Below are 12702 nucleotides of genomic sequence, written 5' to 3' on the forward strand. Positions count from 1 at the left end.
CCAAAGTAACCAAAGCCGTCTTGCTCCCACATACGGCCCCTGCGCTGCGCTCCGGGGTTCCCTCCGCTCCGGTGCCTTACGGGGCTTCGCGGCCTCCGGCTTGCTACGCAAACCTCCATCTCGCGACTTCGGCTCTCGCCGAAGGGCGCTGCGCGCCTGCCCCTCCAAACACCTCCACTCGGCCTTCTGAGGTCGCGATTGGTGGTGTCTGGACTATCGCGCATCAAAAGCAACGGCAACGGCAACGGCAACGGCAAACAAGCTGATTAATTTGTTGTGCGGGTAACCCGCTCCTACAGGTACAGCGCCGCTCTCATGGGCAGCGGTGAGCCTGTGGGAGCGGGTTCACCCGCGAATGGCCGGAAAACTCAACACCCACCTCACTGAAAAAACAACGCCAGCCCAGGCGCCACCTGTAACTTGCGCCCCATCAGCAGGCCGAGCGGAGGTGTCTGTAGGGGCAGGCGCGTAGCACCCTTCGGCGTAGCCGAAGTCGCGAGATGGAGGCTTGCGCAGCAAGCCGGAGGCCGCGAAGCCCCGCAAGGCACCGCAGCGAGGGAACCCGGTGCGAAGCGCCGGGCCGTATGCGGGGGCGCAGCGGCTTTGGTTTACTTTGGCCAAGACCAAAGTGACCCGCCGTAAGGGCGCAAAGGTGACTAAGCGTCACCCAATAACGGATATGCCCGCAACACAAACACCAACACCAAAAAACAGAAAACCCACGCCAGGCGTGGGTTCTCGGTCAAAGCAAAGGTGCGATCAACGCTCCAGCAGAATCCGCAGCATGCGACGCAGCGGCTCCGCAGCGCCCCACAGCAACTGGTCACCCACAGTGAAGGCCCCCAGATACTGCGACCCCATGTTCAGCTTGCGCAGACGACCAACCGGCACGTTCAGGGTGCCCGTCACCTTGGTCGGGCTCAGCTCCTGCATGCTGATCTCACGCTGGTTCGGCACCAGTTTCACCCAAGGATTGTGCTGGCTGATCATGCCTTCGATATCCGCCAGCGGCACGTCTTTGTTCAGCTTGATGGTCAGCGCCTGGCTGTGGCAACGCATGGCGCCGATGCGCACGCAGATGCCGTCGACCGGGATCGGGTTCTTGAAGCGGCCCAAGATCTTGTTGGTCTCGGCCTGGGCTTTCCATTCCTCACGGCTTTGGCCGTTAGGCAGCTCCTTGTCGATCCATGGGATCAGGCTGCCTGCCAGCGGTACGCCGAAGTTCTCGGTTGGGAAGGCTTCGCCGCGCATGGTTTCGGCAACCTTGCGGTCGATGTCGAGGATGGCACTGGCCGGGTTGGCCAGGTCATCGGCGACCGCCGCGTGGATGCCACCCATCTGCTTGATCAGCTCGCGCATGTTCTGCGCACCGGCACCGGAGGCCGCCTGATAGGTCATGGCGCTCATCCACTCGACCAGACCGGCTTCGAACAGGCCGCCCAGGCCCATCAGCATCAGGCTGACGGTGCAGTTGCCGCCGATGTAGTTCTTGGTGCCCGCATCGAGCTGCTGGTCGATGACCTTGCGGTTGACCGGGTCTAGGATGATCACGGCGTCATCCTGCATGCGCAGGGAGGAAGCCGCGTCGATCCAGTAGCCCTGCCAGCCCGCTTCACGCAGCTTGGGGAAGACTTCGTTGGTGTAGTCGCCACCCTGGCAGGTCAGGATGACGTCGAGGGTCTTGAGTTCTTCAATGCTATAGGCGTCCTTGAGCGGAGCAATATCCTTGCCCACGTTCGGACCCTGGCCACCCACGTTGGACGTGGTGAAGAACACCGGCTCGATGAGGTCGAAATCCTGCTCCTCCAGCATCCGCTGCATGAGCACGGAACCGACCATACCTCGCCAACCGATCAGACCTACACGTTTCATCGCAACTACACCTTTGCTAAAAGTGGGCCGCCATCGAGGGAAGACGATGGCGGGCCAGAGAGATTACAGATTCCGCAGCGCTGCGACTACTGCGTCGCCCATTTCCTGCGTGCCTACCTTGTTGCAGCCGGCCGACCAGATGTCACCAGTACGCAGGCCCTGATCCAGCACCACGCTGACAGCCTTCTCGATCGCATCAGCTGCAACCACTTGGTTGAAGCTGTAACGCAGCATCATCGACACCGACAGGATGGTCGCCAGCGGGTTGGCGATGCCAAGACCTGCGATGTCCGGCGCCGAGCCGTGGCAAGGCTCGTACATGCCCTTGTTGTTGGCATCGAGGGACGCAGACGGCAGCATGCCGATGGAACCGGTCAGCATGGAAGCTTCATCCGACAGAATGTCACCGAACATGTTGTCGGTCACCATCACATCGAACTGCTTGGGTGCACGGACCAGTTGCATGGAGGCGTTATCGACGTACATGTGGCTGAGTTCGACGTCCGGGTAGTCCTTGGCCACGTCCTCGACCACTTCACGCCACAACTGGCTGGAAGCCAGTACGTTGGCCTTGTCCACCGAGCACAGCTTCTTGCCACGCACGCGAGCCATGTCGAAACCGACACGGGCAATGCGGCGCACTTCACTTTCGCTGTACGGCAGGGTGTCGTAGGCCTGGCGCTCGCCACCTTCCAGCTCGCGCTGACCGCGTGGTGCACCGAAGTAGATGCCGCCCGTCAGCTCGCGAACGATGAGAATATCCAGGCCCGCGACGATTTCCGGCTTGAGCGAGGAGGCATCGGCCAACTGCGGGTAGAGGATCGCTGGGCGCAGGTTGGCGAACAGACCCAGTTGCGAACGGATCTTGAGCAGGCCGCGCTCTGGGCGGATGTCACGCTCGAGCTTGTCCCACTTGGGCCCACCGACCGCACCGAGCAGTACGGCGTCGGCTTTGCGCGCGCGCTCCAGGGTCTCGTCGGCCAGCGGAATGCCGTGCTTGTCGATGGCCGCGCCGCCGATCACGTCGTGCTCCAGGGTGACGCCGAGCTGGAACTTGTCGTTGGCCAGCTCCAGCACCTTGACCGCCTCGGCCATGATTTCCGGACCGATACCATCACCTGGGAGAATCAGAATCTGCTTGCTCATGCTTTCCTCTATCCATTCGAACGGCGCGCCTGCTCGGCCCACCGATAAAAACCGGCCCGGCGAAACGGCCCCTGCCCTACATCGTTACAGGAGACGCCCTGCCGGGCAATCCGCGTATCAAGCGTCGCGGAACAACCAGGGCTGACTGGCGCGGTGCTTGGCCTCGAACGCCTGGATGGCGTCGCTGTCCTGCAGGGTCAGGCCGATATCGTCGAGACCATTGAGCAAGCAGTGCTTGCGGAAGGCGTCGATCTCGAAATGCAGCACCTTACCGTCCGGACGAGTCACGGCCTGCGCTTGCAGATCGATAGTCAGCTGGTAGCCCGGGTTGGCTTCGACCTGCTTGAACAACTCGTCGACTTCTTCGTCGCTGAGGATGATCGGCAGCAGGCCGTTCTTGAAGCTGTTGTTGAAGAAGATGTCGGCGAAGCTCGGCGCGATGACGCTACGGAAGCCGTATTCATCCAACGCCCATGGCGCGTGCTCACGGCTCGAGCCACAACCGAAGTTCTCCCGCGCCAGCAACACGCTGGCCCCCTGGTAGCGCTCGTGGTTGAGCACGAAGTCCTTGTTGAGCGGACGCTTGCTGTTGTCCTGGTAGGGCTGGCCCACGTCCAGGTAGCGCCACTCATCGAACAGGTTCGGACCGAAACCGGTGCGCTTGATCGACTTCAGGAACTGCTTGGGAATGATCTGGTCGGTGTCGACGTTGGCGCGATCCAATGGTGCGACAAGACCGATGTGCTGGGTAAAGGCTTTCATGCTGCGCTCCCTTGGATCAACTCGCGGACATCGATGAAGTGGCCGGTCACCGCGGCGGCGGCGGCCATGGCCGGGCTGACCAGGTGGGTACGACCACCCGCGCCCTGACGGCCTTCGAAGTTGCGGTTTGAGGTCGAGGCGCAATGCTCGCCGCTTTCCAGGCGGTCCGGGTTCATCGCCAGGCACATGGAGCAGCCAGGCTCACGCCATTCGAAACCCGCCTCGATGAAGATCTTGTCCAGCCCTTCGCGCTCGGCCTGGGCCTTGACCAGGCCCGAGCCTGGCACCACCAAGGCTTGCTTGACGTTCGCCGCGACCTTGCGGCCCTTGGCGATCTCGGCGGCGGCGCGCAGGTCTTCGATGCGCGAGTTGGTGCAGGAGCCGATGAACACACGGTCGAGCTTGATGTCGGTGATCGCCTGATTGGCGGCCAGGCCCATGTACTTGAGCGCGCGCTCGATGGAGCCGCGCTTGATCAGGTCAGGCTCGACAGCCGGATCCGGCACACGCTGGTCGACGGCAAGGACCATCTCAGGCGAAGTCCCCCAGCTGACCTGCGGCTTGATCTGCGCAGCGTCCAACTCGACCACGGTGTCGAACACCGCATCGGCATCGGAAACCAGGCCCTTCCAGGCCGCGACCGCCTGCTTCCATTGCTCGCCCTTGGGCGCGTACGGACGGCCCTCGACATAGGCAACGGTGGTGTCATCCACGGCAACCAGGCCTACGCGAGCACCGGCTTCGATGGACATGTTGCAGATGGTCATGCGGCCTTCCATCGACAGCTCACGGATGGCGCTGCCAGCGAACTCCATGGCGTGGCCATTGCCGCCGGCGGTGCCGATCTTGCCGATCACGGCAAGGACGATGTCCTTGGCGGTCACGCCTGCAGGCAACTGCCCTTCGACGCGCACCAGCATGTTCTTCATCTTCTTGGCGACCAGGCACTGGGTGGCCAGCACATGCTCGACTTCCGAGGTGCCGATGCCATGGGCCAGTGCGCCGAAGGCGCCGTGGGTCGAGGTGTGCGAGTCGCCGCAGACCACGGTCATGCCAGGCAGGGTAGCGCCCTGCTCGGGGCTGATGACGTGCACGATGCCCTGACGCTCGTCGTTCATCTTGAATTCGACGATGCCGTATTCGTCGCAGTTCTCGTCGAGGGTCTGCACCTGCAGGCGCGACACTTCGTCGACGATGGCCTCAATGCCGCCCTTGCGCTCTGGCGTGGTCGGCACGTTATGGTCAGGGGTCGCGATGTTGGCATCGATACGCCATGGCTTGCGGTTGGCCAGGCGCAGGCCTTCGAAGGCCTGGGGCGAAGTCACTTCGTGGATGATGTGACGATCGATGTAGATCAAGGACGAACCATCGTCGCGCCGCTTGACTTCGTGCGCATCCCAGAGTTTGTCGTAGAGCGTTTTGCCAGACATCTGACTATTCCTCATCAGCGTATTTCTATGCCAATAACCCCTTGGCTTGTACGGTCGATGCTATGGGGTTAGATTGAATAACTCAAATTCATAATTTTTATGCTTTGGATAACCAACAGGAATTCGACGTCATGGACCTGGCCAACCTCAGCGCCTTCATTGCCATCGCCGAAACCGGGAGCTTTTCAGGAGCCGGCGAGCGCCTGCATCTGACCCAGCCGGCCGTCAGCAAACGCATTGCCGGGCTGGAGCAGCAATTGGACGTGCGCCTGTTCGACCGCCTCGGCCGGGAAGTGACCCTGACCGAAGCCGGACGCGCCCTGCTGCCCCGTGCCTACCAGATCCTCAACGTTCTGGATGATACCCGACGAGCGCTGACCAATTTGACCGGTGAGGTGAGTGGTCGCCTGACCCTCGCCACCAGTCACCATATCGGCTTGCACCGCCTGCCCCCGCTGTTGCGGGCTTTCACCCGCCAGCACCCGTCGGTGGCGCTGGATATTCAGTTCCTGGATTCGGAAGCGGCCTACGATGAGATTCTCCATGGGCGTGCAGAGATCGCGGTCATCACCTTGGCTCCAGAGCCACACCACTTGATTCGTGCCGTGCCCGTCTGGGACGACGCACTGGATTTCGTCGCCGCCCCCGAGCACCCCCTGGCCAGCAACCAGCAAGTCAGCCTGGCCGATGTCGCCCGTCACCCCGCGGTGTTCCCCGGCGGCAATACCTTCACTCATCATATCGTCCAGCGCCTGTTCGAAAGCCAGGGCCTGACACCGAACATCGCGATGAGTACCAACTATCTGGAGACCATCAAGATGATGGTTTCCATTGGCCTTGCCTGGAGCGTGCTACCGCGCACCATGCTCGATGAGCAGGTTGCACCCATCGCCTTGCCCGGCATACAGCTGTCACGCCAGCTAGGCTACATTCTGCATACGGAACGCACGCTGTCGAACGCGGCCAAGGCCTTCATGGCGCTGCTCGACAGCCACGCAGCGGCCGCCTGAGCACAGTCCGGCCGGTTTTCCAAACAGGGACGCGTCATCCGCCAAAGGTCTGGTACCGATGCCCAAATCAGCAAACCGTTTTCCGCGCCTGCCGCGCATCCACGCGGCAGCTCCCCAGGAGTCGGAGCAGACTTGGCAGAACGCTCCGCAACTGCTGGCCGCGCTCAATGGCGCGCGCCTGGGCGCTTGGCTGTGGGATATCGACAGCGGCCGAATCAGTTGGTCGCGGGCTACCCAGGCGCTGTTCGGCTTCGCGCCTGATCGGCCATTGCCCAATGACATCGATTACCTCGATCTGCTGCCTGAGGAGGATCGCGCCCGCACGCGCCAGATGTTCCAGGCCGTGGTCAATGGCGAACCCGTGGAGCCGGCCATGCGCCACCGCATACGCTGGCCGGACGGCAGCGTGCACTGGCTGGAAGTTACCGGCAGCCTGACCCATGCCCCGGACGGTCGCCCGCAAATGATCGGGGTCGTGCGGGAAATCACCCGGCAACACGAGCGGGAGACCGCGCTGATCAACTCGGAAAAGCGCTTCGCCACCCTCTTTCACTTGAGCCCCAATGTCATCCTTCTGACCCGCCGTCACGACGGCATGATCTTCGAGGTCAACCAGCATTTCGAAGACATGTTCGGCTGGCCCGGCAACCAGGTGATCGGCAAGACCACCCTGGAGCTGGGGCTGTGGGTCAACCCCGAGCTGCGCCACCAAGTGCTGGACAGCACGCGCAGCAGCAATGGTGGCCCGCTGACCCTCGAGGTGCAGTTTCGCGCCAGCACCGGCAAGATCCACGATGGCATCCTCTGCACCCAGAGCATCGAGCTCGAAGGCGTGACCTACCTGCTCAGCACCTTTGTCGATACCAGCGAACGCAAGCGCGCAGAGCAAGCCCTCAAGGACAGCCAGGAGCGCCTGGACCTGGCACTGGATTCCGCGCAACTGGGCACCTGGGACTGGCATATCCCCAGCGGCATGCTCTATGGCTCGGCCCGCGCCGCACAGCTGCACGGCCTGGCCCCCGTGCCATTTCACGAGTCGTTCGAGGCTTTCTTCGAGGGCGTGTCGGAGCAGGAGCGCAGCGTCATGCGCCAGACCTACCGCAGCCTGCGCGAAGGGCCGGCGGGTAACTACCAGGTCACCTACCGGGTGCAACTGGACAACGGCGCTTCGCGCTATATCGAAAGCCGCGCCCGCCTCTATCGCGACGAACAGGGCAACCCACTGCGCATGGCCGGCACCCTGCTCGACATCACCGATCAGGTGGAACGCGAACAGCGCCTGAGCGCCTCCGAGGAAAAATTCGCCAGCCTGTTCCAGGTCAGCCCGGACCCGATCTGCGTGACCCGCCAGGACAACGGCCAGTTCATTGAAATCAACCGCGCCTTCACCCAGACCTTCGGCTGGAGCGCCGAGCAGGTCATCGGCCGCACCGCCGAGCAGATCGGCCTGTGGGCGGAGTCGGCGCAACGGGCTCAGCGCATCGAGCAGGTGATTCGCGAACGGGCACTGAACAATGTGGCGGTGGTGGTCAATCACCACAACGGCACGTCACTGACGTGCGTCATCTCCAGTTGCCAGATCATCGTCGACGACCAGCCCTGCAGCGTCACAACCCTGCGCGACATCACCCAACAGCAGCGCGCCGAAGCGGCCCTCAAGGCCAGCGAAGAGAAATTCGCCAAGGCCTTCCACTCGAGCCCCGACGCCATCACGCTTACCGAACGCACGACGGGCCGCTACCTCGAAGTCAACGACGGTTTCTGCCGGTTGACCGGGTACAGCAGCGCCGAAGTGATCGGGCGCACGGTCTATGAAATCGGGATCTGGGCGGACGACAAGCAACGCGCAGCCCTGCTCACCGAACTCAGGGAGCGCGGCCGGGTGCACCATCGTGAAATGCTGGGCCGCAACAAACGCGGCGACATCCTCACCGTGGAGGTCTCGGTGGAACCGCTGAGCCTCAACGAGGCCGACTGCCTGTTGCTCACCGCCCGCGATGTCAGCCAGCTGAAGAACGCCCAGGCGCAGATTCGCCACCTGGCCTACCACGACCCGCTGACCAACCTACCCAACCGCGCCCTGCTGATGGACCGCCTGAGCCAGCAGATCGCCCTGCTCAAGCGCCACAACCTGCGCGGCGCGCTGTTGTTCCTGGATCTTGACCATTTCAAGCACATCAACGACTCCCTCGGTCACCCGGTGGGCGATACGGTGCTCAAGATCATCACCGCGCGCCTGGAGGCCAGCGTACGCCTGGAGGACACGGTGGCCCGCCTGGGCGGCGACGAGTTCGTGGTGCTGCTCAGCGGCCTGGAGGGCAGCCGCGATCAAGTGGAGGAAAAAGTCCGCGAACTGGCCGACACCCTGCGCGAGCTGCTTGCCGAACCCATGTCCCTGGATGGCCAGCGCCTGCAGGTCACCCCCAGCATCGGCGTGGCGCTGATACCGGACCATGGCGCGACCCCCGCCGACCTGCTCAAGCGCGCCGACATCGCCCTGTATCGGGCCAAGGACTCGGGGCGCAACACCACGCAACTGTTCCACACCACCATGCAGAAGGCTGCCAGCGAACGCCTGCGCATGGAGACCGATCTGCGTCTGGCCCTGGCCCGCGGCGAGCTCGCGCTGCATTTCCAGCCGCAGGTGGACGCCCGCGACAACCGCATTGTCGGTGCCGAGGTCCTGCTGCGCTGGCACCATCCGCAACTGGGCCAACAGCCCCCGTCGCAGTTCATCCAGGTGCTCGAGGAAAGTGGCCTGATTCTGGAAGTGGGCAGCTGGATCCTCGACGAAGCCTGTGATGCCTGTGCGCGCATGCTCGAGGATGGGCTGATCGACGCCGATGATTTCAGCCTGTGCGTCAATATCAGCCCCCGGCAGTTCCGCCAGAACGATTTCGTCGAACGGGTACTGCGCAGCCTGGATGATTACCGCCTGCCGCGACGAATGCTCAAGCTTGAGATCACCGAAGGCATCGTCATCCAGAACCTGGAAGACACCATCAGCAAGATGCGCGAGCTCAAGCGCTATGGGGTGAGCTTTGCCATGGACGACTTCGGCACCGGCTATTCTTCGCTGACCTACCTCAAACGCCTGCCGGTGGATGCGCTGAAGATCGACCAGACCTTCGTGCGGGATGCCCCGATCGATCCTAACGACGCCGAGATCGTCCGCGCCATCGTGGCCATGGCCCGTAGCCTGGATTTAGCGGTGATCGCCGAAGGGGTGGAGCAGTCCGATCAACTGGAGTTTCTCGAGCGCCAAGGCTGCTACCTGTACCAAGGCTACCTGCACAGCCGCCCACTGCCCCTGCCAGAGTTTCGCCAGATGCTGATGGAAGCACCGGCGGATTACTGAGCCCTGGGAGAGCCTGGCCGTCGCGGGCAAACACATGCGGGTTTGCCCGCGAAGAGAACGCCACAGAGAAGACAATTGCTCCCCAAGATGCTTGGGATAGGCCGGGTTCACAATGCAAAAAGGGCACCCGAAGGTGCCCTTTCTTCATCTCGCCGAACTTAGTTCAGCGCTGGCTTTTCGCCATTGATCGGGATGCGCTTTGGCTTGGCCTCTTCAGGCACGATGCGCAGCAGGTCGATGCTGAGCAGGCCGTTGGCCAGGCCCGCGGCTTTCACTTCGATGTGGTCAGCCAAGCGGAAGGACAGCTTGAAGGCGCGCTGGGCAATGCCCTGATGCAGGTAGGTAACACCTTCGGTGCTGTTGTCGCGCTTGCCACCGATCACGGTCAGGACGCCTTTTTCGACCTGCAGGTCGAGGTCCTGCTCCTGGAAACCGGCTGCGGCAACCACGATGCGATAGTGGTCATCGCCATGTTTTTCCACGTTGTAGGGAGGGTAGCTGCTACCCGCCTCGTTACGTGCCGCAGATTCGAACAGGTCGTTGAAACGATCGAAACCAACGGAATGGCGGAACAGTGGAGCGAGAGAGAAAGCGGTAGTCATGGTCATGAACTCCTGAGATTCAGCAAGTTAAGTCATTACGCGACCCGACTTCGGCATCGCGTACTCAAGAGATAAGGCCCGACAAAAGGGTTTCAAGAGGCCGTTCAAAAATTTTTTTTTGGCGGCGTCGTGCACGAGGGCTATAGGCGCAGGCTTTGCCTCAGGCCACGCACGCGTCAAGATCCACCGCTGCCGCCTGCTCAATACCCAACAGTCGACTGATCCGCTGGCAATCGTCCTCGCGCCGCAGTTCGGCAAACAACACCACCGCCTCGGGATAACTGCGGGTCAGCATGGCCAGCCACTGCTTCAAGCGCCCAGGCGCATAACGCGGCGACAGCTTGGCTTGAGCCTGGCGCCAGAACTCACGCAGCAGCGGCAGCAGGTCGTCCCAGGTCATCGGCTGGTATTCCCGCCCATCGCGAGCCGCAGCGATCTGCAACCCCAGATCTGGCCGCGATACCAGGCCGCGGCCGAGCATGATGTCTTCGGCTCCACTGACCTCACGGCAACGCCGCCAATCGTCGACAGTCCAGATTTCGCCGTTGGCGAACACCGGCACCTTCACCACATCCTGCACCCGCGCCACCCACTCCCAATGGGCCGGCGGCTTGTAGCCCTCGACCTTGGTCCGGGCGTGCACCACCAGATGTTCGGCACCGCCTTCGGCCAGCGCCGTAGCGCATTCCAGGGCGCCGTCCGGGCTGTCGAAGCCCAGGCGCATCTTGGCGGTCACCGGAATGTGAGCCGGCACGGCGCGACGAACTTCGCGCACGATGGCATGCAGCAGCTCGGGCTCCTTGAGCAGCACTGCGCCACCACGAGACTTGTTCACCGTCTTGGCCGGGCAGCCGAAGTTCAGGTCGATCACTGGCGCGCCCAGCTCACAAGCCAGCACGGCGTTGTCGGCCAGGCAGACAGGGTCCGAACCCAGCAACTGCACGCGCATCGGCACCCCAGCTGCGGTCTGCGCACCATGGCGCAGCTCAGGCGCCAGCTTGTCGAATGACGAAGCCGGCAGCAGACGATCACAAACGCGGATGAACTCGGTGACGCACCAGTCGATGCCCCCCACCCGGGTCAGGACGTCGCGCAGGATGTTGTCGACCAGCCCCTCCATAGGGGCCAGGGCAATTTGCATGTCAGGGTCTCGGCGAAAAAAGGCGGCAGTCTAGCAAAAAAGACTGCCGATTCAGGCACCGGCCAGCGCCGGACCATAACCCTCGATAAATTCTGCCGGCATGCGCTTGGGCTTGCCGCTGGACAACTCGATGCAGGCAAAGGTGGTCTGCGCCCGCAACAGGGTGACGCCATCACGCGGGCGCTTGAGCTGGAAGCGACGGGTCATGCGCAGACGCTGGTCCCAATCGATGATCCAGGTCGCCAGTTGCAGCTCGTCGTCCTCGTAGGCGGCGGCGAGGTAGTCGATCTCATGACGGACCACGGCCATGGCCCGGTCCAGACGGCGGTACTCGGCCAGATCCAGCCCCAGGCGCTGCGAATGGCGCCACGCGCAACGCTCCAGCCAGGTGACGTAGACCGCATTGTTGGCATGACCGAGGCCGTCGATGTCCTCGGTGCCGACGCGAAGATCAATGATGAATGGCGATGCCAGATCCCAGCTCATGCCCGCTCTCCTTGGTCAGTGATCGGGCAGAGTGTACCGGATGCTCAGGCGCTTTGCCGTGCTCCTTGTGGCGTGCGCGCCAGCAGCTCGAGCACTGCCTGATTCACCTGCGGATCGGCCAGCACCCGCTGGTGGCCACCTTCCTCCAACAGCATCAGGCGGCTGTCGAACCACGCATTGTGGATGGCCTGGGCCTCAGTGGCCGGCACCAGGGAGTCGTCGCTGGCATGCACCACCAGACCAGGCACGTCCAGCTGGTAGCCGCTGACGTCCAGTCGCGAGATCTGCACACCGACATCTTTCTCCACCTGTCGGATGAATGCTGCCCTGGCCCGGGCCGGCAGCCCCAGGCGATGGGCAAAGCCCCGCAATACACCGAGCAATTGCGCCGGCGCCGCGATGCTCACCGCCACCTCGGTACGCAGCCCCCATTGCAGGGCCAGCAGCATGCTGGCACCGCCCATGGAATGCCCCACCACCGCACGCAGCGGTGGCAATTCTGCGGCCGCCTCCAGCAAGGCGCGGGCAAACAGCCCCACATGCGCCTGTTGCCCCGGAGACTGCCCGTGACCAGGCCCTTCGAGGGACACCACCGTGTGCCCAGCCGCCACCAGGGTCTCGATCAGTGCGGCGAACTGAGTTGGCCGGCCTTCCCAGCCATGCATCATCAAGACAGTCGGGCCTTTGCCCCAGCGCAAGGCCGAGAGCCCAAAGCGCAAGGTGATGCGCTCGGCCTTGGCCAACAGCGGCAACTCCCAGTGCCTGGGCGGCAACGGACGCGGGGTCATGAAGGCTCGGCGCATCTTGCCGGCGACATGCTCAGGGGCCAGATGGCCCAGGGTGCCATTGACGCCACGAATCCAGCTCAGGGTTGTCATCACCTTGCTCCAGGGGT

10 protein-coding genes are annotated in these 12702 nt (G+C 63.0%); 2 read left to right on the forward strand and 8 right to left on the reverse strand.

Annotation, left to right across the window (positions count from 1 at the left end):
* Positions 1-759: 759 nt before the first annotated feature.
* The 4 genes from asd to leuC form a co-directional block, all read right to left on the reverse strand.
* Positions 760-1872, reverse strand: a complete 1113-nt coding sequence (asd, locus tag ACNFCH_RS14835) for an aspartate-semialdehyde dehydrogenase (protein ID WP_043206838.1) — start codon at positions 1870-1872, stop codon at positions 760-762.
* Positions 1873-1935: 63 nt separating this feature from the next.
* Positions 1936-3018, reverse strand: coding sequence for a 3-isopropylmalate dehydrogenase (gene leuB, locus ACNFCH_RS14840; RefSeq protein WP_337158747.1), 1083 nt, complete (start codon positions 3016-3018; stop codon positions 1936-1938).
* A 117-nt stretch (positions 3019-3135) separates the two neighbouring features.
* Positions 3136-3780, reverse strand: coding sequence for a 3-isopropylmalate dehydratase small subunit (leuD, locus tag ACNFCH_RS14845; RefSeq protein WP_337158746.1), 645 nt, complete (start codon positions 3778-3780; stop codon positions 3136-3138).
* On the reverse strand, positions 3777-5210 hold the full coding sequence (gene leuC / locus ACNFCH_RS14850; RefSeq protein WP_416743032.1) for a 3-isopropylmalate dehydratase large subunit: 1434 nt from the start codon (positions 5208-5210) through the stop codon (positions 3777-3779). Before leuC ends, leuD begins: the two co-directional genes overlap by 4 nt.
* Before the next feature lie 131 nt (positions 5211-5341).
* On the opposite strand from leuC, the gene ACNFCH_RS14855 reads away from it, so the two are divergent.
* Together ACNFCH_RS14855 and ACNFCH_RS14860 are read left to right on the forward strand one after the other, a co-directional pair.
* Entirely contained in the window at positions 5342-6220 is an 879-nt protein-coding gene (locus ACNFCH_RS14855; RefSeq protein ID WP_070092563.1) for a LysR family transcriptional regulator, read from the forward strand.
* Between the two features lie 58 nt (positions 6221-6278).
* The gene (locus ACNFCH_RS14860; protein WP_337158744.1) at positions 6279-9578 is read left to right on the forward strand and encodes a PAS domain S-box protein; all 3300 of its coding nucleotides are present in this window, start codon (positions 6279-6281) and stop codon (positions 9576-9578) included.
* A 158-nt stretch (positions 9579-9736) separates the two neighbouring features.
* Here ACNFCH_RS14860 and ACNFCH_RS14865 read toward each other — a convergent pair whose 3' ends face one another.
* The 4 genes from ACNFCH_RS14865 to ACNFCH_RS14880 form a co-directional block, all read right to left on the reverse strand.
* Positions 9737-10180, reverse strand: a complete 444-nt coding sequence (locus ACNFCH_RS14865) for an Hsp20 family protein (protein WP_416743034.1) — start codon at positions 10178-10180, stop codon at positions 9737-9739.
* A gap of 160 nt (positions 10181-10340) precedes the next feature.
* Entirely contained in the window at positions 10341-11321 is a 981-nt protein-coding gene (locus ACNFCH_RS14870; RefSeq protein ID WP_416743035.1) for a tRNA dihydrouridine synthase, read from the reverse strand.
* A 51-nt stretch (positions 11322-11372) separates the two neighbouring features.
* Complete coding sequence (locus tag ACNFCH_RS14875) at positions 11373-11807, reverse strand: acyl-CoA thioesterase (protein WP_043215805.1); 435 nt, start codon at positions 11805-11807, stop codon at positions 11373-11375.
* A 44-nt stretch (positions 11808-11851) separates the two neighbouring features.
* On the reverse strand, positions 11852-12685 hold the full coding sequence (locus tag ACNFCH_RS14880; RefSeq protein WP_337158741.1) for an alpha/beta fold hydrolase: 834 nt from the start codon (positions 12683-12685) through the stop codon (positions 11852-11854).
* Between the last annotated feature and the right edge of the window lie 17 nt (positions 12686-12702).

Source organism: Pseudomonas sp. NY15354 (genome assembly GCF_048068075.1).
Taxonomy (GTDB): domain Bacteria; phylum Pseudomonadota; class Gammaproteobacteria; order Pseudomonadales; family Pseudomonadaceae; genus Aquipseudomonas; species Aquipseudomonas guariconensis_C.